Here is a 23,063-nt window from a genome sequence, read left to right as displayed (position 1 = left end):
CCCCCCCCCCCCCCCCCCCCCCCCGCCCCCCCCCCCCCCCCCCCCCCCGCGGCCGCCCCCCCCCCCCCCCCCCCCCCCGCGCCCCCCCCCCCCCACGACTCCGTTGGGCCGCGGGCACGGGAGGGTGGTTCGATGGGCGCGTGCCCCGCCGCCTCCTGCCCGCCGCCGCCCCCGACGTGGCCGTCGCCCTCGCGCGCTGGCGCGCCGGCGACGCCGACCGCGCGGACCGCAAGCTGCTGGTGAAGCACTACCTGGCGATCCTGCAGGAGCGCGCGCCCGGCGCGTCCGTGGAGGTCCGGGTCCCGCCGTACGCCGCGGTGCAGGTCGTCCCGGGCGTCCGCCACACCCGGGGGACGCCGCCCGCCGTCGTCGAGACCGACGCCGACACGTGGATCCGGCTCGCCACGGGGGAGACCGCGTGGGACGAGGCCGGGACGGCACTGACCCGCAGCGGCGAGCGGACCGACCTGTCGACGTACCTGCCGCTCGGCTGACCCGGCTGACCCGGCCGACTCCATGGACCTCTCCACCGACCTCGAGGTGAACGCCCGCTGGCGCGTGCCGTCGGGTGAGCTCGTCGAGCGGTTCTCGCGGTCGTCCGGCCCGGGCGGCCAGGGCGTCAACACCACCGACAGCCGCGTCGAGCTCGTGCTCGACCTCGCTCGCTCGCCCTCGCTGCCCGACCACCTGCGGGAACGGGTGCTCGAGCGGCTGGCGGGCCGGCTCGTCGACGGGACGGTCGTGGTGGTCGCGAGCGAGCACCGCTCGCAGCGCGACAACCGGCGCGCCGCCCGGGTGCGGCTCGCCGCGCTCCTGCGGGACGCGGCCGCCCCGCCATCCGCACCGCGTCGGGCGACGAAGCCCACCCGGGGATCGCAGCGACGACGGCTCGCGGCGAAGACCCGGCGATCGGAGGTCAAGCGTGGGAGGCAGGGACGATGGGACTGAGAGGAGAGCCGACGGTGCACGACTCACACGACGGGGGCTCGCGGCCCTCGGGGTCGGCCTCGGCGCCGTCCTGGCCGGCTGCGCCGACGACGGGAGCGACGGCCTGCCCGGCGGTGCCGACGCGCCGCCGCCCCCGGAGGCCACGAAGCTGCCCGGGAGCGACGTCATGAGCCCCACCCGCATCGCCTACGGCGAGGACCCGTCGCAGTGGGGCGACCTCTACCGGCCCGCGCCCGGCTCGGACCCCGGCAGCACCCCCGACGGAGCGCCCTCGAAGGGCGTCGTCGTGGTGGTGCACGGGGGCTTCTGGAAGGCGGAGTACGACGCGAGCCTCGGCGCCCCGCTCGCCCTCAGCCTCGCGGAGAACGGCTGGACGGCGCTCAACCTGGAGTACCGCCGCGTGGGCTCGGGCGACGGCGGGGGCGGGGGCTACCCCGCCACGTTCGACGACGTCGCCGCCGGGATCGACCTCCTCGCCGACGTGGAGGAGCTGACGGACGCCGAGCGCGCCATCGTCGTCACGCTCGGGCACTCGGCCGGCGGGCACCTCGCCGTGTGGGCCGCCGCCCGGGGCCGGTTCGAGCGGTGGTCGCCGGTGCGCGTGCCGGTGACGGCCGCGGTCAGCCAGGCGGGCGTGCTCGACCTGACCGCCGGGCTCGCCGACGCGAACGCGGCGCCCAACGTCCGCGCCCTCATGGGCGGGGACGCCGAGGCCGACCCCGCGGCGTACGACGCCGCCGACCCCGCGCGGCACCTGCCCCTCGGCGTACCGGTGCGCTGCGTCCACGGGAACGCGGACACGATCGTGCCGCTCCGCCAGTCGCGGGACTACGTGGCCGCGGCGACGGCCGTCGGTGACGACGCGACCCTGACCGAGGTCGACGGCGACCACTTCATCGTCATCGACCCCGCCACCGAGGCGTGGGAGCGCACGCTGGAGCTGCTGGAGTCGCTGCGCGCCTGACGGGCCCTCAGTAGGACTCGGTCGCCCGCAGGTGCGCCGGACGGCCGTCGGGGTCGTGCACCGTCGCGAGCAGCAGCCGCGCCAGGGGCCGCAGGACCGCCGGGGGCTCGGCCCGGGGCAGGCGGCGCAGGTGGCCGGGGGGTCGCTCGCCGACGCGGCCCGCGGCGTGCCAGTCGTCGAGGTGCGTCGCGGCCAGCGAGAGCTGCTCGAAGAACCCGTCCGCGGTCTTGCAGTCGGCCACGCGGTCGAGCTCGCCGACGTCCGCGCCGTCCGGGCCGACGCCCTCGTCGGGAGCGAGGCGGCCGAGGTGCTCGGCGGCCAGCCGCATCCGCAGCGTGCGGGCGTGGACCGGGTCGAGCACGGCGGCGGTGAGCTCGGAGTCGTGGGTCCACGAGCGGCGGTTGAAGTTGTCGGAGCCGGTCGTCGCCCACGTGTCGTCGACGACGCAGACCTTCGCGTGCACGTAGACGGGGGTGCCGGCGGTGTTCTCGAGGCAGTACGCCGCGACCCGCCCGGGCGCGACCCGCACGAGCCGCTCGAGGGCACGGTGCCGCGCCAGCAGCTGCGCCTGGCGGTTGATGCCGTCCTGGTCGGGGTGGCGCGGGACGACGATGACGACGCGCAGGTCGCGCTCCGCCTCGAGCTGCTGCTCGAGGGCGGCCACGACGTCGTTGCCCTGCGGCTCGTTGGTGGAGCTCTTGCGGCGTCCCGGCAGGTTGTGCTCGGTGTCGTGGCTCCAGAAGAACTGGTCCTCGATGTAGACGAGCTCGCGGGCCCGCGCGATCGCCTTCGAGTAGCCGCGCGCCACGCTGCGCTCGCCCTCCGGTGCGAAGTCGTAGCCGCGGCCCGGCCCGAGGTCGGGATAGGTGCGCAGCAGCTGCACCGTCGCGTCGCCGGCGGGCGGCGGCGCGGCGGCCTGCGGCGGCAGCGGCGAGGGGTCCGTCTCGACGCGGCGCAACGCGTCCGCGGCGCGCCGCCAGGGGGCGAGCGTCAGCGGCGCCGGGTCCTCCCAGCGCTCGCGGAAGGTCGTCTCCACGCCCCGCACCACGGGTCCGCGCAGCTCGAGCTGCACGTCGTGCCAGGGCGCCCGAGCGCCGTACTCCTTCGTCAGGCGACGGGCCTGCGGGTCGCCCGCGTGGTGCTGGTCGTCGCGGCGGTTGCGGGCGAGGTCGATGCCGCCGACGAAGGCGACGTCGCGGGACGGGTCGTCGGCGTGCCGCACGACGACGAACTTCTGGTGGTGGGAACCGCCCGGCCGCACCCGCATGTCGAGGGAGACCTCGGCGCCGCGGCGGCCGAGCTGCTCGCCGAGGTGCCGGTTGCTGGGTGCGAAGAACCCGGCCTGGTCGGTGTGGGAGCGCCACACGAGACCGCGCACGTCGACGCCCCGCGCCAGCGCCCGGCCGAAGACCTCGACGACCTCGCTGCCCGGCTCGCCCGTGAGGCGGAGGTTCCCGTCGCCCATCCAGTCGGTGAACCAGACGAGGTCGCCCGGCCCGGTCGCCTCGACGACCCGGTGGAGCGCCTCGAAGTAGGAGGCGCCGTCGATGTGGGCGAGGACGCGGTTGTCGGTCGTCCAGGAGCGGTCGGGCTCACCGGGGACGTCCGCGCTGTCCACGCGCGTCGCCGGGTTGCCGCGATCGGCCGGGGAGAGCAGCCAGGCGGCAGGGTCGGTCACCCCGCCAGTATGGCCCCTAGCGCAGGAACGCCAGCACGGCCTTGACCCGGCGGTGCTGGGCGTCGTCGGCGTGCAGGTCGAGCTTGGCGAAGATGCGCTGCGTGTGCTTCTCGACGCCGCCTTCGGTGACCGTGAGCCGGGCGGCGATGGCCGCGTTGGAGAGCCCCTCGGCCATCGCGGCGAGCACCTCCCGCTCGCGGGGGGTGAGGGCCTCGAGCGGGTCGCGGCGCCGGCGCATGAGCTGGGCCACGACGAGCGGGTCGAGCACCGTGCCGCCGGCGGCGACGGTCGCGACGGCGTCGAGGAAGGAGCCGAGCTCGCTGACGCGGTCCTTGAGCAGGTAGCCGACCCCGCCCTCGCCCGACGCGAGGAGCTCGTCGGCGTAGGACACCTCGACGTACTGGCTCAGCACGAGGATCCGCGTGCCCGGCCGCGCGCGGCGCACCTCGACGGAGGCCCGCAGGCCCTCGTCGGTGTGGCTGGGCGGCATCCGGACGTCGACGAGGGCGAGGTCCGGCGCGTGCTCCGCGACCGCGGCCACGAGGCCCGGCCCGTCGCCCGCCGTCGCGACGACCGTGTGCCCGGCGTCGGCGAGGATCAGCTGGAGGCCCTCGCGCAGCAGCACCGAGTCGTCGGCGACGACGACGCGGAGGGGCCCACCTGTCCCGTCAGCCATCGAGCGGCACCTCCGCCCGCAGCACCGTCGGACCGCCCGCGGGGGAGGACAGGAGGAGGCGCCCGCCGAGGCCGCGCACCCGCTGCTCGAGCCCGGCGAGGCCGGAGCCCTTGCCCTGGTGCGCCCCGCCGACGCCGTCGTCCGCGACGTTCGCGGCCACGATGTGCCCCTCCCGCTCGACCTGCACCAGCACCGTCGCGGCGCCGGCGTGCTTGGCCACGTTCGTCATGCCCTCGGCCACGACGAAGTAGAGCGCGGTCTCGACGTGCGGCGCCAGCCCGTGGGCCAGGTCGGGGTCGATCCGGAGCTCGACCTCGGCGTCGGCGCGGCCCACCAGCTCCTCGAGCGCGGGGCCGAGGCCGCGGTCCACCAGCAGGGGCGGCGCGATGCCCCGGGACAGGGCCCGCAGCTCGTCGATGGCGTCCCGCGCCTGCGTGTACGCCGCGTCCAACGCCTCCCGCGCCCGCTCCGGGTCCTTCTCGAGCTGGTGCCGGGCCCGGCCGATGTCCATCGCGAGGCGCACGAGCCGCTGCTGGGGACCGTCGTGGATGTCGCGCTCGAGGCGGCGCAGCGACCGGGCCTCCGCGTCGCGGGCGGCGTCGCGGCCGCCGGTGGCGCGGCGCACCTCGGCCTGCAGGCTCGCCCGGCTGCACAGCAGCGCCTCCGCCAGGCCGGCGTGCAGGAGCACGACGAGCCGCACGACCCACGGCAGCAGGGCCAGCGCGAGGAGGCCGAGCACGAGGTTGAGCGCGCTCTCCGCGCCGCGTCCGTCGCCGAGGCCCAGGAGCTCCGCGAGGGAGTGGTTGTCGGGGTCGTCCGGCAGCCACTGCTGCCAGAACCAGTAGGTGAGCCCGCCGAGCACGACCGCCCAGCAGGACAGCACCGCGACGAACGCGAGCGTGCCGGTCGCGAACGCCAGCACCGCCCCGACCATGTCGAGCCACGCCTGCGGGTCGCGCAGCGGGGTGACGACCCGACGGAACCAGCCGTCGCCGGGGCGAGCCGCGGCGTACGTCGGCGTCGGCGCCTCCCGGTCGAGCATCCTGCGCATCCGCGACCGCTCGAGGTGCGCGAACCCCCGCGCCACCGCCGCCGTCAGCGCGAGGACGGGGAGGCCCACGACCAGGACGGCCAGGGGTGCGCCCACCGCGAACCCCGTCAGCACCAGCACGAAGCCCACGAGACCGATCGGGAACGCCGTCAGCGCGTAGCCCGTCTCCGCGAGCACGCGGCCGAGGCCGCGACGCCGGGTGTCGTGCGGCGCGGGAACGGGGTCGTCGACGGGCGGCACGGGACGAGTCTCGGTCATGCCGTCGACGCTAGGGACGGCACGCCCCGGGTGGCAGCCGGGCGGCCGGAGTCCTCGGTGTCGGGGTAGCCCGACAAGCAGCCGCTCGCCGCGAAATGAATACCGGGTATGCATCGACGTGATATGCATACCCGGTATCCACCACAGCGAGGAGGGGCCATGTCGGTCCGCAACGCGTTGCTCGCGCTGCTCGATCCGGACTCGAAGTACGGCTACCAGCTCCGGGCCGAGTTCGAGGCGCGCACGGGAGCGACGTGGCCGCTCAACATCGGGCAGGTCTACACGACGCTCGCGCGCCTCGAGCGCGACGGGCTCGTCGAGCGCCAGGACGAGGGCGGCGGCGAGCAGCAGGTGCTGTACGCGCTGACCGAGCCCGGCCGCGCGGAGAGCGCGGTCTGGTTCGCCTCCCCGGTGCCGCGGGAGACGCCGCCCCGCGACGAGCTGGCCATCAAGCTGGCGCTGGCCGTGGACGCGCCGGACGTCGACGTCGTCGCGGTCATCCGGCGGCAGCGCGAGGCCACGGTCGCGGCGCTGCAGGAGCACACCCGGGCCCAGCGCCGGGCGCGTCCCCCGGCCGGCAAGGAGCTGGGGGCCGACGAGCTGGCGTGGAGCCTGGTCGTCGACTCGCTCGTCTTCGCGGCGGAGGCCGAGGTGCGGTGGCTCGACCACTGCGAGACCCGGCTGGGACGCCTGGCGCGACCACCCCGCCGTACCGGGACCGGTGACCCCGCCCCCACGCCCAGTCCCATTGCCCACACCGCCGAGCCCACTGCCCACCCCGCCGAGCCGCAGGAGAACGTCCGATGAGCACACCGACCCCGTCCGCTCCCGTTGTGCTCCGCCTCGAGGACGTGCACCGGTCGCACGGCGAGGGCGCGACCCGTGTCGACGCCCTGCGCGGCGTCACCCTCGAGGTCGCGGCGGGCGAGCTCGTCGCGATCATGGGGCCCTCGGGCTCCGGCAAGTCGACCCTGCTGACCATCGCCGGCGGCCTCGACACCCCGTCGTCGGGGCGGGTGCTCGTCGAGGGCGAGGACCTCGCGCAGGCGTCCCCGGCCGCGCGGGCGCTGCGGCGACGCTCGTCGATCGGCTACGTGTTCCAGGACTTCAACCTGGTGCCGGCGCTCACCGCCGCCGAGAACGTGGCGCTCCCGCGGGAGCTCGCGGGGGTACGTCCGCGGGAGGCCCGCGCCGACGCGCTCCTCGCGCTGGAGGAGGTCGGGGTGCCGCAGGTGGCCGACCGCTACCCCGACCAGATGTCCGGCGGGCAGCAGCAGCGGGTCGCCATCGCCCGGGCGATCGTCGGCCGCCGTCGGCTCGTGCTGGCCGACGAGCCGACGGGCGCGCTCGACTCGGTGTCGGGCGAGGACGTGCTCGAGGTGCTCCGCGGGCGCTGCGACGAGGGCGTCGCCGGGGTCATGGTCACCCACGAGCCGCGGCTCGCGGCCTGGGCCGACCGCATCGTCCACCTGCGCGACGGCCGGCTGGTCGGCACGGCCGACGACGGGGCTGCGGGCGCTCCGGGCGCTCCGGGGGCTTCTGGGGGCACGGTCGCGCTGAGCGAGGCGGGCCGATGACGGGCTGGCGGCCGCTGCTGCGGCTCGCGCGGCGGGACCTGGCGCGGCACCGCGGGCGTACGGCGATCGTCCTGGCCATGCTGACCCTGCCGGTGCTCGTCGTGACGGCGGGCGCGGTGCTGTTCGCGTCCGCCGACATCAGCTCGGCGGAACGGCTCGACCGGGAGCTGGGACCGGAGGGCGAGGCCCTCCTGGCGCCCACCACGATGGGGCCGCTGCGTCAGGCGGCCGACCCGGACCAGGGGTGGACGTCGGAGGACTCCGGTGGCGCCGGGGACGCCTTCTCCATGGTCGACGGCGCCGTCGTCGACCCCGCGGAGTGGGCGGACGTGCTCGGCGACCGGCCCGTCCTCGAGGTGCGCGAGGGGTCGGTCGAGGTCGCGGTCGGCGGGGAGCGGCTGTACGCCCCGGCCCTCGAGGTCGACCTCAGCACCCCGCTGGGCGCCGGGCTGGTCGAGCTCGCCGAGGGGCGGCTGCCCACCGCAGGTGACGAGGTGGCCGTCAGTGCCCCGCTCGCGCGCCGGGGCGCCGCCGTCGGTGACGAGCTCGAGATCGGCGGCGCGGAGCGCACGGTCGTCGGCATCGCGGAGAGCCGCACCGACCAGGGCCCGTTCGTGACCGGTGGGATCGGTGCGCTGGGCCTCGACGACGCCATGACGACCTCGGTCGCCTACCTCGTCGGCGGGGACCCGGTGACGTGGGCGGAGGTCGAGGCGCTCAACGCCGACGGTGTGCTCGTGCTGTCGCGCGCGGTGGTGGTGGACCCGCCGGCGGCCGCGCAGGCGGTCGAGGCGGAGCTCGCCTACGACTACGTCGACGACGCCGCGGTCGTCACGGGTGGGCTGATCGTCGTGATGGTGCTCCTCGAGGTGGTGCTGCTCGCCGGGCCGGCCTTCGCGGTCGGGGCCCGCCGGCAGGCCCGCACGGTCGCTCTCCTCGTCACCGGTGGTGCGACGCCGGCCCAGGTCCGGACCCTCGTGCTGGCCTCCGGTGTCGTGCTCGGCGGGGCGGCGGCGGTCGTCGGCGTGCTCGGCGGGATCGCCGTCGCCGCGCTCCTGCCCCCGGCGCTGGAGCAGGCCGCCGCGTGGTGGCCGTCGGTCGATCGCCAGGTGTCCGGCGGGCGCATCGGACCGTTCGACGTGCCGTGGGGGACCGTCCTCGCGGTCGCCTCGTTCGGCGTGGTGAGCGCGTTGCTGGCTGCCGTCGTACCGGCGTGGCTGGCGTCGCGTACCGACGTCGTCGCCGTGCTGGCGGGCCGGCGGGGTGACGACCACCCCGGCCACCGGTCGCCCGTCGTGGGTGCGGTCCTCGCCGCGCTCGGCGTCGCGCTCGCGATCGGGGGCGCGGTCGAGCGCGACGAACGGCTCGTCGCGTTCGGCGCCGTGCCGCTGGTCATCGGCACCGTGCTGCTCGTCGCGCCACTGCTCGCCCTGCTGGGCCGGTCGGCGGCCCGGCTCCCGTTGGCGCTGCGCTTCGCCGTACGGGACTCGGCGCGGCACCGGTCCCGCACCGTCCCCGCGATCGCGGCCGTGGCGGCGACCGTGGCCGGCGCGGTGGCGCTCGGCATCGGCGGTGCGAGCGACGCCGAGCAGGAGGCGCGGGCCTACAGCCCCGAGCTCCCGGTCGGCCAGGCCGTCGTGCGGTCGGACACGGGGGTGCCGCTCGCCGACGACCTGGCCGCCGTGGAGGACGTCGTGCCCGCAGGGGCCGTACCGGTGGAGGGTCTCGGCTTCCGCTCGGACGACGAGGTGCAGATCGACTGGAGCGCGACGATCCTGGGCGACGACGAGGGGTGGTCCTACGGGTCGTGGACGACGGCGTACGGCAGCCAGGTCCTCGTCACCGACGACCTCGGAGCGGCCGACCTCGATGCGGGCATCGCCCCGGCCGACCGCCAGGCCGCGCGGGACGCGCTCGCCGCGGGCCGGGCACTGGTCGTCGTCATGGATCCTGCCGGTGCGGGCGAGGACCGGCAGGTGCTGCTCTCGGCCACCCGGTGGGAGTACCAGCAGGGCACCGGCGCGGACGAGAACGACGAGCTCGTGGCGGCGGAGGTGCCGGCCACGCTCGTACGTTCGGAGCGTCCAACGGCCCGATTCGCGGCCGTGCTGCCGACCTCGCTCGCCGCCGAGGTCACGGACGGTGCGCCGGCGGAGGTGCAGCCGATGACGACGGCGCTGCTGCTGCCCGAGGGCCCCGGACCGGAAGGAGCGCGGGAGCTGCGCGAGCAGGTCGAGGAGGCTGTCCCGGGGCTGACGGTCTACGAGGAGACCGGCTACGAAGCCCCTCCGGAGATGGTCTGGGTGCTCCTCGGGCTCGGGACCGTCGCCCTCCTGCTCGTGCTCGTCGGCAGCCTGACCGCCACCACGCTCGCCGTCAACGACGCCGCCGGCGACCTCGCGACCCTGGGTGCGGTGGGCGCGACCCCGGGCGTACGGCGCCGCATCGCCGCCGGCTACGCCCTCGTCATCACCGGTGTGGGGGCCGGCCTCGGCCTCCTCGTCGGCCTGGTGCCGGGCGTCGCGATCACCTTCCCGCTGACGGCGCCGATCGACTACTACGGGTACGGCACCGAGGGCCTCCCCGGTTCCGTGCTCGAGGTGCCGTGGCTGTTCATCGGCACGCTGGTGGTGCTCCTGCCGCTCGTCGTCGCCGCCGTCGCCGCGGCCACGACGCGCAGCTCCGTCGTGCTGGCCGGACGGGGCGCGGCGGTGGGGTGAGGGCGGTGGGGGAACGCGTCGAGTTGGCTTGTACGACGCGGCGTGCGCGTCGAGCTGGGTTGTACGGCGGCGGGTCTCGGGGTTGTCCACAGCCGGTACGGCGGCGTGTCCGGTCTCGCTCAGGACTGTCGGTGGGTGCGGGTTGAGTGGTGGCCATGACGGGGGTCAGCTCTTCTGGTGACGCCGATGGCTTCGAGCCACCGGTGCCGGAGCCCCCTGCCGAGTTCCTGGTCGAGGTGCCGGTGCCGGACTGGTTGGAGCACGCGTTCGCGACCGGGGAGTGGCCCGTGGAGGCGACGCGCGGGTGCCGCATCGTGGACCGGGAGGGTCCGTACGACGCACCCCAGCCCACCACGGAGCCGGAGCCCGGCTGGGCGGTGCCCGGGGTCGCCTCGGGTGCGGGTGGGGTCGACGCGGGGCATCCGATGCTGGAGGCCATCCGGACAGCCACAGCTGTGCTCGCCGCCGACGGGCGCACCGGCCTCAGATGGTTGAGTGCCCCGCAGACCGGTATCGCGCTCGTCGACGCCCACCGGCTGGTCGCACGGGCCTCGGCGCTGGTGGCGGTGCTCGTGCAGCACGCCGAGGAGGTCGAGCTGTACCGACAGAACGGTGCCTCGACCGCGGCGGTGTGGCTGGCGAACGCCGCGACCATCACCCGCCGCGATGCCCACCGCCTCGCTCGGATCGGGGCCGCCATCGACGGCGCCGAGCCCCACGCTGATCCCGAAGCCGGCGCCCCGGCGGGAAGCGAGTCAGGTCAGGGTCCCGCGCTCGACACCGGTGCCGGCGCGGCCGGGCGCTACCGGCCCCACCTCGGCCCCGGCTGCCTGACCGGCGTCGTGGACCTCGAGCAGGCCGACGTCATCGTCAAGGCCCTCGACGCGCTACCTGGCGAGCTGGATCCCGCCCTCCGGAACCAGGCCGAGGAGGTGCTGGTCGGGTTCGCCGCCGACCACGACGCGAAGGCCCTACGAGCGCTGGGGAAGAAGATCCTCACCGTCATCGCCCCCGATATCGGCGAAGCACACGAGGCCGCTCTCCTCGAGCGTGAGGAGCGCGAGGCCCGAGCCGCGTCGCGGTTGTCGATGGTCTCCGACGGGCACGGCAAGGTCCACGGACGGTTCACGCTCCCCGAACTGCACGGCGCGATGCTCCGCAAGGCCCTCGACGCCTACGCCGCACCGAAGCACCTCAACACCAGCGAGGACCCCGGGCAGCGGTTCGTCGCCGGACGGCCCACACCGGAGCGCTACGGACGGGCCTTCCAGCAGCTGCTGGAGATGCTCGACCACAAGGACCTCCCCGCCACCGGTGGCATGGGCGCGACCGTCGTCGTCACGATGACGCTGGAGTCCCTCCGGGGCGGCCTTGCCTCAGCGTCCCTCGACACCGGCACCACGATCAGTGCATCCGAGGCCCGACGGCTGGCGTGCGAGGCGGGGATCGTCCCCGCCGTCCTCGGCACGAAGAGCGAGGTCCTCGACCTCGGCCGCACGACCCGTTTCCACACCCGAGCGATGCGCCTCGCGATGGCCCTCCGCGACGGCGGCTGCGTCGCCGAGGGCTGCAACCGGCCACCCCACCAGACCCACGCCCACCACCTCACCGCATGGTCACAGGGCGGCCACACCAACACCCGCGACGGGTGCCTCCTCTGCGACCAGCACCACCACCAGATCCACGACCCGCTCTACCTCGTCGAACGCCTCGGCACCGGCAAGCTCCGCTTCACGAGGCGGACGTGAGCGACCGGCACCGGCCTCTCCCGAACGCCCTCGGACGCGCGCGCAGCCTGCGATGATCAGCGCTGCCGCGATCCAGGGAGGGCGCGGTGACGAGGGGGAACGATGAGCACGACCACGACGCCGCGGTACGACAGGACCTACCCGGCGCCGCCGGACCTGCAGTCCTCGTCGGTCATCGGATGGGTGGCGCTGGCCTGCTCCGTCGGCTGGGTCGCCGGGTTCGGATCGCTCGCCGGTGTCGTGCTCGGCACCTGGTCGATCGTGCGCGCCCGTCGGCGCGGTCTGCGCGTGCCGGTCCCCGCCGTCATCGCCATCGTGATCGGGGCGGTCGTCCTCGTGCTCACGCTGCTGTCGGTGTGGCTGGTGGTCTACGGCATGGAGGTTACGACCGAGGTCACCAGCGGTACCGTTCCCGCCGAGTGACGCTGCCCGTCACCACCGGTCTCACCGCTCCCAGTCCACTGCCCGCCACGCCTCGAGCAACCGTTCTCCGCGAGCCGGGTCGTGCTGCGCGACCCACGCCACGCGCCCGCGGAGGTGCTCGGCGAAGGCCGGCACCGCTGCCCGGTTCTGGGTGCTCGGCCCGTGCACCCGGCAGTTGTGGAGGATCGCACGGAGTCGGTCCACCTCGGCTCGGGCGACGCGCGGGTGCTCGTTGACGACGAGACCCGCGAGGTGCTGCCGCTCGCCGCGACGCATCACGGCCGTCTTGAGCGGGTTCAGCCGGAAGCCCTCGTCCCGCACGACCTCGGTGACGGCGGTGACGAGCCGCGACGTACCGGCTCCCCAACCGCGGTCGCTCGAGAGGGCGAGGTCGTCGGCGTACCGGGTGTAGCGCCCGCCCCACGCCTCGGCGAGGGCGGTGAGGCGGAGGTCGAGGCGGTACGCCGCGAGGTTCGCCAACGCCGGCGACGTCGGTGCGCCCTGGGGCAGGTGCGGCGCGGCCAGCCGTCGGCCGAGCCGCCAGTGCGCGTCGTGGAGGCCCGGGTCGGCGGGGCGGGGCAGCGTCCGCCACGCGGCGCGCGGCAGCACCGTCGTCGTGAGCCCGGCGAGCAGGTGGGCGACGGGTTCGGGGTAGCCGGCGGTGCGCCACACGCCGTACACCCGCCCCACGGTCACGCTCGCGAAGAACGCCTCGAGGTCGAGGTGCAGCACGGTGGCGCGGCCGGCGTGGGGTGCGGCGTACCGGGCCACCGAGCCACCGGGACGGAAGCCCCGTGCCGCGTCGTGCGGCGGGATGCGGTCGAGGACCTCGTCGAGCAGGAGCCGCTGGATGCGCTTCAACCGCGGCTTCGGTGCCTCGAGCACGCGGATCGCGCCGCTCGAGGCAACCCGGTGCGCCACGCGGTAGTGCTGCAACGGCGCCACCGCGGCCTCCCGCGCCCAGCGCTTCGGGTCGGCGAACCAGTCGAGCTCGGCCTGGGTGACGTCGAGCAGGGCGGCGAGGTCGTCGAGCCCGTCGAGCACGGGCAGGGCCCACCGGTTGCGACCCATCGCGGTGGGCGTCGGCGTCCACCGGAGCGCCCGGGTGCGCCGGGCCTTCGCGGCCGCCGGGAGGCTCGCGACGGCCGCGGCCAGCTCGCGGGGTCGGTCGCGGGGAGCGTCGGGGTACGCCGCGACCACCTGCGCCGCGAGCTGGCGCAGCCACTGGGGACGTCGCCCGATGACCCGGGCGCCGCTCGCGAGGAGGCCGTCCTCGGTCCACTCCCCGCCCAGGAAGCCTGCGCCGAGCGCGGCGGCGACCTCCGGCCTCACCGGTGCGCGGGGGTCGCGGGCGCAACGGCGGTGAAGGTGTGCGGCAGCGGCCCTCGACCTGTCCCGTCGTGCGCGCGGAGACCTGCAGCGGAGCGCAGCGAGCCGCGCGCGGTGGAGTGCCCGGACGTGCCGGTGGTCCCCGGGGTAGCCCCGGGGAGGTCGACCGGTGACGCGCACCGGTTGACCGTCTCGAGAGAGCGCTGCCGCACGCGGCGACCCTAGCGCCGAGCCGCCGCGCCCGCGCCCGATCAGTAGGGTCGACGTCATGAGCGACCCCACTCTCGACCAGCTGCGCCAGCGCGTCGCGGACGTCCTCCCTGGCGTCCGCGCCGACCTCGAGGACCTCGTGCGGATCCCGTCGGTGAGCGCGGACCCGGAGCGGGCCGAGGACGTGCGTCGCAGCGCGGCCGCCGTCGCCGCCCTCCTGGAGGCCGAGGGTCTGGACACCCGCGTCGTGTCCGCGGACGGCGGCGCCCCGGCGGTCATCGCGTCCCGCCCGGCGCCCGCGGGGGCCCCGACGGTGCTGCTCTACGCGCACCACGACGTGCAGCCGGAGGGCGACCACGCCGACTGGGCGACGCCGCCCTGGGAGCCCACGGAGGCCGACTCGCCCGCCGGTCCGCGCCTGTTCGGCCGGGGCGCCGCCGACGACAAGGCCGGGATCGCGGCCCACCTCGGCGCGATCCGGGCGCTCGGCGACGACCTCGGGGTCGGCGTCACGGTCTTCGTCGAGGGCGAGGAGGAGGTCGGCTCCGACACGCTCCCGGCCCTGCTCGCGGCCCACCACGACGACCTCGCCGCCGACGTCATCGTCATCGCCGACTCCACCAACTGGGACATCGGCGTCCCGGCCCTGACGACCAGCCTCCGGGGTCTCGTGCGCGTCGACGTCGAGGTGCGCACGCTGACCCACGCCGTGCACTCGGGCATGTGGGGCGGCCTCGTCCCCGACGCGCTCATCGCGCTGTCCCGGCTCGTCGCGACGCTCCACGACGACGCGGGCGACGTGGCGGTAGCGGGGCTCCACGCGGGTCCGGCGGCCGACGTCGACTACCCCGAGGACCGGCTGCGCGCCGAGTCCGGGGTCGCGCCCGGCGTCGAGCTCATCGGCACCGGCTCGGCCGTCGAGCGACTCTGGACGAAGCCCGCCCTCAGCATCACCGGCCTCGACGCCCCGAAGGTGGACGGCGCCTCCAACACGCTCGTCCCGGCGGCCCGCGCGAAGATCTCGATGCGGATCGCCCCCGGCGACACCGCGGAGCGCGCGCTCGCCGCCCTCCGCGCCCACCTCGAGGCCCACGTGCCGTGGGGCGCCCAGCTCACCGTCACCCTCGTCGACACGGGTGAGGCGACCCAGATCGACGCCACCGGCCCGGTCTACGACGTCGCCCGCGGCGCCTTCGCCGACGCGTGGGACGGCACCGCGCCGGTCGACATGGGCGTCGGGGGATCGATCCCGTTCATCGCCGAGTTCCTCGAGGCGTTCCCGCGGGCCGCCGTGCTCGTCACCGGCGTCGAGGACCCCGACACCCGCGCCCACGGCGCGAACGAGGGCCTCCACCTCGCGGAGTTCGAGCGGGTGCTGCTCGCCGAGACGCTGCTGCTCGCCCGCCTGGCTCGCTCGGACTCCCGGGCCTGACGGTGCGGCCGGTCGCGGCGGACCTCCTCGAGCGGCACCGGGCCGAGCGGGTGGGTCCGCTCGCGGACCGGCTGGTCGCCACCATCCGCGCGGAGAACGCCGGCTACGTCGACCTGCCCGTCGTCCCGGTCGAGGACCTGCGCGCCTCGTGCGTGGACAACGTCGCGCGCGTGCTGCAGCTGCTCGCCGTCGAGCTCGGCCTCGCCCCGGACGGCAGGGGACCCGACAGCAGGGGACCGGACGGCAGGGGACCGGACGGCAGGGGACCGGACGGCCGCGGCCCGTCGGTCGACCGGTACGACGCGGCCCGCGCCACCGGCCGTCGCCGCGCCGAGCAGGGGTTGCCCCTCGACGACGTGCTGCGCTCGTTCCGCATGGGCGGCCGGCTCATCTGGGACGACCTCCTCGACCAGGCCGACGGCATCCTCGAGGCCCGGGAGACGCGGGAGCTCGGCACGGCGCTGTGGGCCGTGGTGGACAGCACCTCGGCGGCGGTGGCCGCGGCGTACCACCAGGCGGAGGCCTCGGCGATCAGGGTGCACGAGCAGCGCCGTACCGCCCTCTGGGAGGACCTGCTCGCCGGCCGCGGCGCCGAGGCGGCCTTCGCGGCGGAGGCCGCCCGCGTGCTCGACCTGGCACCGGGACCGTGCGTCGTGGTCGTCGCGCCCGCCGACGCGGCTCCCGAGGCCGGTCGTCGCGCCGAGACGCACCTGCGGGTGGCGGGTCACCGCTCGAGCTGGGTACGACGCGCGGCCGGCCTCGTCGGGGTCGTCGAGGCCCCCGGCGGGCAGGCCGACGCCGTCGGCGCCGCACTCGCGACGGCCGATGTCGGCGCGACGGGGATCTCCGCGGTGGTCCCGGAACTGGGGCACGCGGAGGAGGCGTTCGGCCAGGCGGTGGCGGCGCAGCGCATCGCCGCGGCCCGCGGCCTGCCGGTGGTCGCGTTCGACGAGGCCCTGCCCGACGCCCTGGTGCTGGCCGCGCCCGCGATCGCGGCGCGGCTCGCCCGGCACTGGCTGGACCCGCTGCTCGCGCTGCCCGCCGACGAGTCGCGGGCGCTCCTCGACACGCTGGAGGCGTGGATGCGCACCGGCGGGTCGCCCACCGCCACCGCACGGGCGCTGCCCTGCCACCGCAACACCGTGCTCAACCGGCTCCGCCGGGTGCAGCGGCTCACCGGTGGGCTGCTGGGGGAGGGCGCTCCGCCCGCCGAGCTGGCGCTGGCTCTCGCGGCGTACCGCCTCGGCCTCGTCGACTGAGCGGGTGCTTGTGCAGACCGCACAGTGACCTGCGCCACATCGTGGGCGCCTGCGGGTTGGGTCGCCCCGCCGCAGGTGTGACCGTGGGGATCAGGGAGGGAGTGACGACCCGGCGGTGCCCACGGGCGCGCCGGCCGACGCTCTCGGAGGAACAGTGACGATCACAGGTCCGGCCGGCTCGACCGGTCTCGGGCAGGACCAGGCGGCGACGGAAGGGGACACGACGGGGACCGGGACGGTCAGCCGTCGTGGCTTCCTCGGCTTCGTGCTCGGCGGGGCGACGCTCGTGGCGGCCGCGCCGTTCCTCGAGCAACCGCCGGCGGCGGCCGACGGCATCCCCACGGTGCCGCAACCGGCGGAGATCTACGACCTCAACGACTTCCTGACCCACATCACGCTGCCGACGAGCCAGCTCATCACCATCAGCATCGACGAGGACGGCGGGGCGTCGTTCGCGCTGCCCCGCGCCGAGGTCGGCCAGGGCATCACGACCTCGACGGCGATGATCATCGCGGAGGAGCTCGACCTCCCGCTGGAGAAGGTGCGGATCTCGCTCGCGCCCGCTCGGCCCGAGCTGTTGTTCAACCAGCTCACGGGCGGCTCCAACACGACCATCTCGACGTACACGCCCGTGCGGGTCGCCGCCGCGGTCGCCCGCGGCGCGCTCCTCGCCGCCGCCGCCCGCCTGCTCGGCGACAACGTCGACCAGCTGGTCACCAAGGCCGGCGGCATCGTCGAGGCACCGGACGGCCGTCAGGTCACCTACGCCGAGCTCACGATCGACGCGGCGGTGGCCCAGGACCGCGCCGTCGAGGTGCAGCTCCCCGACCGGCCCGCGGGGCGGGTCGTCGGCACCCCGCAGAACCGGGTCGACGCCCGCGACGCGATCACGGGTCGCAAGCAGTACGCGACCGACCTCCAGGTCGAGGACGCCTGGCCCACGATGGTGTGCCGGGCGCCCACCCTCAACGGGACGCTGCGGTCGGTCGAGAACCTCGACGCCGTGCGCGACATGCCCGGCGTCACCCACGTGGCCGAGCTGGACTTCGGGGTGGCGATCCGGGCGCGCACGTTCGGCCAGTGCATCGACGCCGTGCGTGCGGTCGAGGCGCAGTGGGAGGACGGCCCGGTCGCCGGCGAGTCCGACGAGACCGTGCTGCGGGGGCTGCAGGCCTCGCAGCTGCCCCTCCCGAAGCTCCCGAGCCTGCCCCTGCTGGCGCGGACCGTGAACCACGACGTCACGTTCTACTTCCGCAGCAACTCCCCGATGGACACCAACTCGGCGGTGGCGGACGTGCGCTCGGACCGTGCCGAGATCTGGTCGGCCCTCAAGTCCCCCGTCGTCGCCCAGGCGGCGATCGCGGAGGCCGTGGGGCTGCCCGTGGACAAGGTGACGGTCAACGTCGTGCAGGGCGGCGGGTCCTTCGGCCGCCGGCTCTTCTTCGACGGGGCGCTCGAGGCCGCGCGGATCAGCAAGGCGATGGGCGTCCCGGTGAAGCTGATGTGGCACCGCGCCGACGACGCCCGCGCCGGCCGGGTGCACCCGATGTGCACCTCGCGGATCCGCACCGTGCTCGTCGGTGACGAGGTCGTCGCGTTCCAGCAGTCGCTCACGAGCATCGAGACGGACTTCCGGCACGGCCTGGGCGACGCGCTCACGGCCTTCGCCGCCGACCTCCCCACCGGTCTCGGCAACCTGGGGTTCAGCGAGACGGTCTTCCTGCTGACGCAGGAGGTGCCCTACAACTTCGGCGCCGTCGTGCAGACGCTCACCGAGGTGGACCAGCGCTTCAACACCGGCTCGATGCGCAACATCTACTCGCCCGACGTGCGCGCCGCCTCCGAGCTCGTCGTCGACCAGGTCGCCGCCGCCGTGGGCAAGGATCCCTACGAGTTCCGACGCTCCCACGCCCGCAACCCGCGGGTCGCGGCCGTGCTCGACAAGGTCGCCGAGGAGGGCGGCTGGGGTCGCACGATGGAGCCCGGCACGGCGCAGGGGATCGCGATCCACAAGGAGTACAAGGGCGCGACCGCCTGCCTCGTCGAGATCGACTGCCGGCCGGAGACCGTCGGGCGGCAGGTCCGCGACGCCGTCACCGGCCCGCGGGTCACCAAGGTGGTCTTCGCCGTCGACGCCGGTCTCGTCATCAACCCGCGCGGCCTCGAGGCCCAGATGCAGGGCGGCATCAACGACGGCATCGCCCTCGCCCTCACGTCCAGCCTGCACCTGCGGGACGGCCACTTCCTCGAGGCCAGCTGGGACAACTACTTCTACACGCGGCAGTGGAACACGCCGCCCGAGGTGGAGGTCCACATCATGCCGTCGGAGAGCCCGCAGCCGGGCGGCGCCGGTGAGGCGGGCGTCGCGGCGACCTTCGCCGCCGTCGCCTGCGCGTACGCCCGGGCGACGGGCACGACGCCGACCCACTTCCCGATCAACCACCTCGAGCCGCTGGCGTTCGAGCCGAAGACGTTCGAGCCGCCGATCCCGCCGTCGCCGACCAACGGCCTGCGCCTCACCTACTGACCACCCACCGACAGTCCCCGACGAGGAGCCCCCGTGCCGACCCAGACCTTCCGCCTCAACGGCGAGACCGTGACCGTCGACGTCGAGGACGACGTGCGCGTGCTGTGGGTGCTGCGCGACCTGCTGGGGGTCACGGGCCCCAAGTACGGCTGCGGCATCAACGTCTGCAAGGCGTGCACCTCCCACGTCAACGGGCGTGCGTTCAACCCGTGCGCCGTCCGCGTCGGCGACCTCGCGGCCGACGACGAGGTGACGACCATCGAGGGGTTGCCCGCGACGGTGGGCGCGGAGCTCCACCCCATGCAGGAGGCCTGGCTCGAGCACGACGTCGCGCAGTGCGGCTACTGCCAGCCCGGCCAGGTGATGGCGGCGGTCGCGCTCGTCAACAAGGCCCGTCGCGAGGGCCGCACCATCACGGACGCCGACCTCGACGGCATCCGCAACATCTGCCGGTGCGGCACCTACACGCGGATCCGCGAGGCCGTCGTGGACGGCGAGAGCCGCATGTGACGTCGTACGGCGCGGCTCTCAGCCGGTCGCACCGGCGGGGCCGTCCGGCGGGGCCGGCGTGGCCGGGGTGGGAGCCAGCGGCAGCGTCACGGTGAAGGTGCTGCCCTCGCCGTGGACCGAGTCGACGTGCACGGTCCCGCCGGCGCGCTGCACCGTGCGGGCGACGATCGCGAGGCCCAGCCCGGTCCCGGACTCGCGCCGCGCCAGGGGGTCGTCGGAGCGCACGAAGGCGTTGAAGACGCGGCCGATCTCCTCCTCCACGATGCCGATGCCGGTGTCGACGACCCGCAGCACGGCCGTCGCCGGGTTCTCGCTCGCCGCGGGCACGGCCTCGAGGTCGACGACGACGGTGCCGCCGGCGGGCGTGTACTTGATCGCGTTGCTCACGAGGTTGCCGAGCACGCGGTCGAGCCCGCCCCGGGGCACGAGCACCGGGACCGGGTCGGAGGGCACGGCGACGACGAGCGTCTGCTCCTTGGCCGCGGCCACCGTGCGCAGCAGGTCGACGGTCTCGACGACGGCCTCGTCGAAGGCGGCCGGCTCGGTGGGCACGGCCTGCGGCCCGTCGGCCTCCGACAGGGCGAGCAGGTCGTCGACGAGCGCCCGCATCCGTTCGGCGGCCCGGCGGGACGCCTCGAGCGGCGGGGTGGGTGCGATCAGCTCCGCGAGCACGTCGAGGTTGCCGAGCACCGCGGTGATGGGGTTCCGCAGCTCGTGGGCGACCGTGGCGATCAGCTGCTCCTTGTAGCCCACCATCGCGCGCTTCTCGGCGAACACCGCCGCCGTGTGGAGCGCGTCGCCGAGGTCGCGGCCGAGGTCCCGCGCCGCCTGCTCCTCGATGTCGCTCCAGTCGCGCTGCAGGCCGCTGCGCGCGAGGACCACCGTGCCGAGCGGCTCGTCGAGCGTGCCGAGCGGCACGACGAGGACCGTGGTGACCCCGGCGCGCTCGAGCCACGCGTCGACCGCGGCGAGGTCGGCGTCCGAGATCCCCGGGTGCGACCGCGAGTACAGGCTCCGCATGAGCAGCTCCTGGTGCGACCACAGGTGCCGCGTGATGCGCGAGAGGAGCCGCAGCTCCTCGGGGGCCGCCACCTCCTCGCTGAGGGAGACCTGCCGGCCCCCGACCGCGCCTGCGGCCGCATCGACCCCGCCACCCGCACCGCGGCGCGCGACGACCGACGGCCCGTTGACGACGTGGAACCAGGCGGCGTCGGCGCCGAGGGCGTCGACGAGGGCGGGCGCGCAGGCCTCGACGACCGCGCGGGCACCCTGGCGGGGGTCGGCGCGCCGGATGACCTCGCGGGAGGCGGCCGCGAGGGCGAGCTGCTGCTCGACCCGGTGGCGCTGGTCGAGGTTCTCGAGCACCGCCGCGGTGCGCTCGACGTAGTCGGCCAGCCGGGCCCGGGTGTCGGCGTCGGGGCGGAGCCCGTCGAAGGGCACGTCGAGCGTGAGCACGCCGACCACGTCGCCGTCGGGGCGCAGGAGCAACGCGGAGAACCAGTCGTCGGGGTCCCACGCGTCGGGGTGGTCGGCCTTCTCGATGTCGGGCGTCCACGCGAGCCCGGCGGGGACGGCCCGCTCGGCGGGGAGGAAGCGCAGCGGACCCCACGCGTCCGCCTCGGTGGTCTGCTCGACGAGCGCCTCCGCCGGCAGGTGCTTGCCCAGCACCAGCGCCCGGGCCTCCTCGTCGCCGACGAGGCTGACGAACTCGTGGTCGCCGGAGTCGCGTCGCATCGCGAGGGCGACGACCCCGAACCCGGCCACGTCGCCGGCGCCACGGGTCAGCACGTCGATCGCCTCGGCGTACCGTCCCTCGACGCCGTGCAGGAGCGCCGCCGTGATGCTCGCGTCGACGACGTCGGCGGGGGAGCGGGGGACGGGCGGACCGTCGGAGTCGTGCACGTCGGTCGTCGTGGTCGTCACGGGTCCCCTCCCCAGTTCAGCCCAGTCCCGAGAAGGTAAGCGTGACTCGACAGTAACGTGGCACGGCAACCGGCGGGGGCGAACGGACGAGAGCGCGCGGGCCGGTGCAGCGGCCCGCGGTGTGAGATGACCGATCCGAGCGTGGTCGGTCACCGGGCGCCGTTCGCCGTACCATGGCCCGGTGGCGAACTCCGTGAGCACACGCAAGGGCGGCGACGGGCGGCTCACCGCAGCGCTCGACCCGCAGGACCAGGGACCGCAGGACGCGTGCGGCGTCTTCGGCGTCTGGGCGCCGGGCGAGGACGTGGCGAAGCTGACCTACTACGGGCTCTACGCGCTGCAGCACCGCGGCCAGGAGTCCGCCGGCATCGCGGTCAGCAACGGCCGGCAGATCCTCGTCTACAAGGACATGGGTCTCGTCTCCCAGGTCTTCGACGAGTCGACGCTCGACGCGCTGCAGGGCCACCTCGCGATCGGCCACTCGCGCTACTCGACGACGGGCGCGAGCACGTGGCACAACGCGCAGCCCACCTTCCACCCGACGGCGCACGGCTCCATCGCGCTCGCCCACAACGGCAACCTCACCAACACGGCCGACCTGGCCGCGATGGTGCGCGACCGCAGCGTCCTCGACGGCGAGCTCGACCTCAAGGTGCACCGCCCCGAGCAGGTCGGCTCCACCAACGACACCAGCGTGGTCACCGCCCTGCTCGCCGACCACCCCGACACCACGGTCGAGGAGCGCGCCGTCGAGCTGCTCCCGCAGGTCAAGGGCGCGTTCTCCTTCGTCTGGATGACGGAGAACACCCTGTACGCGGCCCGCGACCCCCAGGGCATCCGTCCGCTCGTGCTGGGTCGGCTCGAGCGCGGCTGGGTCGTCGCCTCCGAGACGGCGGCGCTCGACATCGTGGGTGCCTCCTTCATCCGCGAGATCGACCCGGGCGAGCTCATCGCCGTGGACGCCGACGGGCTGCGCAGCCGCACGTTCGCGGAGCCGGCCCCCAAGCACTGCCTCTTCGAGTTCGTCTACCTGGCCCGCCCCGACACGATCATGACCGGCAAGCGCATGCACAGCGTGCGCGTCGAGATCGGCCGCCGCCTCGCCAAGCAGTTCCCCGTGGACGCGGACCTCGTCATCCCGGTGCCGGAGTCGGGCACGCCGTCGGCGATCGGGTACGCCGAGGCGTCGGGCATCCCGTACGGCACGGGTCTCGTCAAGAACTCCTACGTGGGCCGCACGTTCATCCAGCCCTCGCAGACCATCCGCCAGCTCGGCATCCGGCTGAAGCTCAACCCGCTGCGCGACGTCATCGAGGGCAAGCGCCTCGTCGTCGTCGACGACTCGATCGTGCGCGGCAACACGCAGCGGGCGCTCGTGCGCATGCTCCGCGAGGCGGGGGCGCGCGAGGTGCACGTGCGCATCTCCTCGCCGCCGGTGAAGTGGCCCTGCTTCTACGGCATCGACTTCGCCACCCGCGCCGAGCTCATCGGCAACGGGTTGTCGGTCGACGAGATCTGCCGCTCGATCGACGCCGACTCGCTGGGCTACATCGACCTCGACGAGCTCGTCGACGCGACCGACGTGCCGAAGCAGAACCTCTGCCGGGCGTGCTTCGACGGCGTCTACCCGATCCCGCTCCCCACGCCCGAGCGCCTCGGCAAGGACGTCCTCGAGGTCAACCCGACGGCCCCCGTCGTGCGCACGACCGACGTCGACGGCCTCGCGGCCTCCCTGGCCGGGAGCGGCGCGGCCGACGCGCTGCAGCGGCCCTGACCCGCGGCGTACCCCCTCCGCCGTCCCGCCCGAACCACCCCGCAGACCCCTGGGAG

At 75.3% G+C, this 23,063-nt stretch carries 18 protein-coding genes; 13 read left to right on the top strand and 5 right to left on the bottom strand.

Annotated features, from left to right (window positions below; all coding sequences use genetic code 11):
- Positions 1-140 precede the first annotated feature (140 nt).
- The 3 genes from G3T38_RS05730 (at position 141) to G3T38_RS05720 (ending at position 1,912) form a co-directional block, all read left to right on the top strand.
- The gene (locus G3T38_RS05730) at positions 141-494 is read left to right on the top strand and encodes a sterol carrier family protein (RefSeq protein ID WP_163771139.1); all 354 of its coding nucleotides are present in this window, start codon (positions 141-143) and stop codon (positions 492-494) included.
- A 22-nt stretch (positions 495-516) separates the two neighbouring features.
- Entirely contained in the window at positions 517-948 is a 432-nt protein-coding gene (gene arfB, locus G3T38_RS05725; RefSeq protein ID WP_163771138.1) for an alternative ribosome rescue aminoacyl-tRNA hydrolase ArfB, read from the top strand.
- A 166-nt stretch (positions 949-1,114) separates the two neighbouring features.
- Positions 1,115-1,912, top strand: coding sequence for an alpha/beta hydrolase (locus G3T38_RS05720; protein ID WP_163771137.1), 798 nt, complete (start codon positions 1,115-1,117; stop codon positions 1,910-1,912).
- A 7-nt stretch (positions 1,913-1,919) separates the two neighbouring features.
- Here G3T38_RS05720 and G3T38_RS05715 read toward each other — a convergent pair whose 3' ends face one another.
- The 3 genes from G3T38_RS05715 to G3T38_RS05705 are packed head-to-tail and all read right to left on the bottom strand — an operon-like array spanning position 1,920 to position 5,575.
- On the bottom strand, positions 1,920-3,590 hold the full coding sequence (locus G3T38_RS05715; protein ID WP_163771136.1) for a phospholipase D family protein: 1,671 nt from the start codon (positions 3,588-3,590) through the stop codon (positions 1,920-1,922).
- A gap of 16 nt (positions 3,591-3,606) precedes the next feature.
- The gene (locus G3T38_RS05710; RefSeq protein ID WP_163771135.1) at positions 3,607-4,266 is read right to left on the bottom strand and encodes a response regulator; all 660 of its coding nucleotides are present in this window, start codon (positions 4,264-4,266) and stop codon (positions 3,607-3,609) included.
- Positions 4,259-5,575: a sensor histidine kinase gene (locus tag G3T38_RS05705; protein ID WP_163771134.1), complete on the bottom strand. Its 1,317-nt coding sequence runs from the start codon at positions 5,573-5,575 to the stop codon at positions 4,259-4,261. Before G3T38_RS05705 ends, G3T38_RS05710 begins: the two co-directional genes overlap by 8 nt.
- A gap of 159 nt (positions 5,576-5,734) precedes the next feature.
- On the opposite strand from G3T38_RS05705, the gene G3T38_RS05700 reads away from it, so the two are divergent.
- From G3T38_RS05700 to G3T38_RS05680, 5 genes are all read left to right on the top strand, one after another.
- Positions 5,735-6,382, top strand: a complete 648-nt coding sequence (locus G3T38_RS05700; protein WP_163771133.1) for a PadR family transcriptional regulator — start codon at positions 5,735-5,737, stop codon at positions 6,380-6,382.
- Positions 6,379-7,152 carry an ABC transporter ATP-binding protein gene (locus G3T38_RS05695; protein ID WP_163771132.1) on the top strand — a complete coding sequence of 258 codons (774 nt, stop codon included), beginning with the start codon at positions 6,379-6,381 and terminating at the stop codon, positions 7,150-7,152. Before G3T38_RS05700 ends, G3T38_RS05695 begins: the two co-directional genes overlap by 4 nt.
- Positions 7,149-9,872: an FtsX-like permease family protein gene (locus G3T38_RS05690; protein ID WP_163771131.1), complete on the top strand. Its 2,724-nt coding sequence runs from the start codon at positions 7,149-7,151 to the stop codon at positions 9,870-9,872. Before G3T38_RS05695 ends, G3T38_RS05690 begins: the two co-directional genes overlap by 4 nt.
- Positions 9,873-10,027: 155 nt before the next feature.
- Positions 10,028-11,620: an HNH endonuclease signature motif containing protein gene (locus G3T38_RS05685; RefSeq protein ID WP_163771130.1), complete on the top strand. Its 1,593-nt coding sequence runs from the start codon at positions 10,028-10,030 to the stop codon at positions 11,618-11,620.
- Between the two features lie 102 nt (positions 11,621-11,722).
- Positions 11,723-12,043: a hypothetical protein gene (locus tag G3T38_RS05680; protein ID WP_163771129.1), complete on the top strand. Its 321-nt coding sequence runs from the start codon at positions 11,723-11,725 to the stop codon at positions 12,041-12,043.
- Between the two features lie 21 nt (positions 12,044-12,064).
- Here G3T38_RS05680 and G3T38_RS05675 read toward each other — a convergent pair whose 3' ends face one another.
- The gene (locus G3T38_RS05675; RefSeq protein ID WP_163771128.1) at positions 12,065-13,375 is read right to left on the bottom strand and encodes a reverse transcriptase domain-containing protein; all 1,311 of its coding nucleotides are present in this window, start codon (positions 13,373-13,375) and stop codon (positions 12,065-12,067) included.
- A 265-nt stretch (positions 13,376-13,640) separates the two neighbouring features.
- On the opposite strand from G3T38_RS05675, the gene G3T38_RS05670 reads away from it, so the two are divergent.
- The 4 genes from G3T38_RS05670 (at position 13,641) to G3T38_RS22515 (ending at position 19,310) form a co-directional block, all read left to right on the top strand.
- Positions 13,641-15,014: a dipeptidase gene (locus G3T38_RS05670; protein WP_163771127.1), complete on the top strand. Its 1,374-nt coding sequence runs from the start codon at positions 13,641-13,643 to the stop codon at positions 15,012-15,014.
- Positions 15,015-15,016: 2 nt separating this feature from the next.
- Entirely contained in the window at positions 15,017-16,273 is a 1,257-nt protein-coding gene (locus G3T38_RS22115) for an RsbRD N-terminal domain-containing protein (RefSeq protein ID WP_163771126.1), read from the top strand.
- A gap of 154 nt (positions 16,274-16,427) precedes the next feature.
- Entirely contained in the window at positions 16,428-18,800 is a 2,373-nt protein-coding gene (locus tag G3T38_RS05660; protein ID WP_338037489.1) for a molybdopterin cofactor-binding domain-containing protein, read from the top strand.
- A 33-nt stretch (positions 18,801-18,833) separates the two neighbouring features.
- On the top strand, positions 18,834-19,310 hold the full coding sequence (locus tag G3T38_RS22515) for a 2Fe-2S iron-sulfur cluster-binding protein (RefSeq protein WP_163771125.1): 477 nt from the start codon (positions 18,834-18,836) through the stop codon (positions 19,308-19,310).
- Between the two features lie 18 nt (positions 19,311-19,328).
- Here the strand turns inward: G3T38_RS22515 and G3T38_RS22510 are convergent, their stop codons facing one another.
- Complete coding sequence (locus G3T38_RS22510; RefSeq protein ID WP_163771124.1) at positions 19,329-21,233, bottom strand: ATP-binding protein; 1,905 nt, start codon at positions 21,231-21,233, stop codon at positions 19,329-19,331.
- A 181-nt stretch (positions 21,234-21,414) separates the two neighbouring features.
- Here G3T38_RS22510 and purF point away from each other — a divergent pair, with 181 nt between their 5' ends.
- Positions 21,415-23,007, top strand: a complete 1,593-nt coding sequence (gene purF / locus G3T38_RS05645) for an amidophosphoribosyltransferase (RefSeq protein WP_338037488.1) — start codon at positions 21,415-21,417, stop codon at positions 23,005-23,007.
- Positions 23,008-23,063 lie beyond the last annotated feature (56 nt).

Source organism: Nocardioides zeae (assembly GCF_010686755.1).
GTDB classification, from domain to species: domain Bacteria; phylum Actinomycetota; class Actinomycetes; order Propionibacteriales; family Nocardioidaceae; genus Nocardioides; species Nocardioides zeae.
Note: the sequence above shows the minus strand (reverse complement) of the source record. Positions and strands in the feature narration are given on the sequence as shown.

Excerpts from the sequence above, each read along its gene's own strand:
- G3T38_RS05705 (WP_163771134.1), bottom strand. The coding sequence starts at position 5,575 with ATGACCGAGACTCGTCCCGTGCCGCCCGTCGACGACCCCGTTCCCGCG.
- G3T38_RS05670 (WP_163771127.1), top strand. The coding sequence starts at position 13,641 with ATGAGCGACCCCACTCTCGACCAGCTGCGCCAGCGCGTCGCGGACGTC.
- G3T38_RS05700 (WP_163771133.1), top strand. The coding sequence starts at position 5,735 with ATGTCGGTCCGCAACGCGTTGCTCGCGCTGCTCGATCCGGACTCGAAG.
- G3T38_RS05720 (WP_163771137.1), top strand. The coding sequence starts at position 1,115 with ATGAGCCCCACCCGCATCGCCTACGGCGAGGACCCGTCGCAGTGGGGC.
- arfB (WP_163771138.1), top strand. The coding sequence starts at position 517 with ATGGACCTCTCCACCGACCTCGAGGTGAACGCCCGCTGGCGCGTGCCG.
- G3T38_RS05690 (WP_163771131.1), top strand. The coding sequence starts at position 7,149 with ATGACGGGCTGGCGGCCGCTGCTGCGGCTCGCGCGGCGGGACCTGGCG.
- G3T38_RS05695 (WP_163771132.1), top strand. The coding sequence starts at position 6,379 with ATGAGCACACCGACCCCGTCCGCTCCCGTTGTGCTCCGCCTCGAGGAC.
- G3T38_RS05685 (WP_163771130.1), top strand. The coding sequence starts at position 10,028 with ATGACGGGGGTCAGCTCTTCTGGTGACGCCGATGGCTTCGAGCCACCG.
- G3T38_RS05680 (WP_163771129.1), top strand. The coding sequence starts at position 11,723 with ATGAGCACGACCACGACGCCGCGGTACGACAGGACCTACCCGGCGCCG.
- G3T38_RS05710 (WP_163771135.1), bottom strand. The coding sequence starts at position 4,266 with ATGGCTGACGGGACAGGTGGGCCCCTCCGCGTCGTCGTCGCCGACGAC.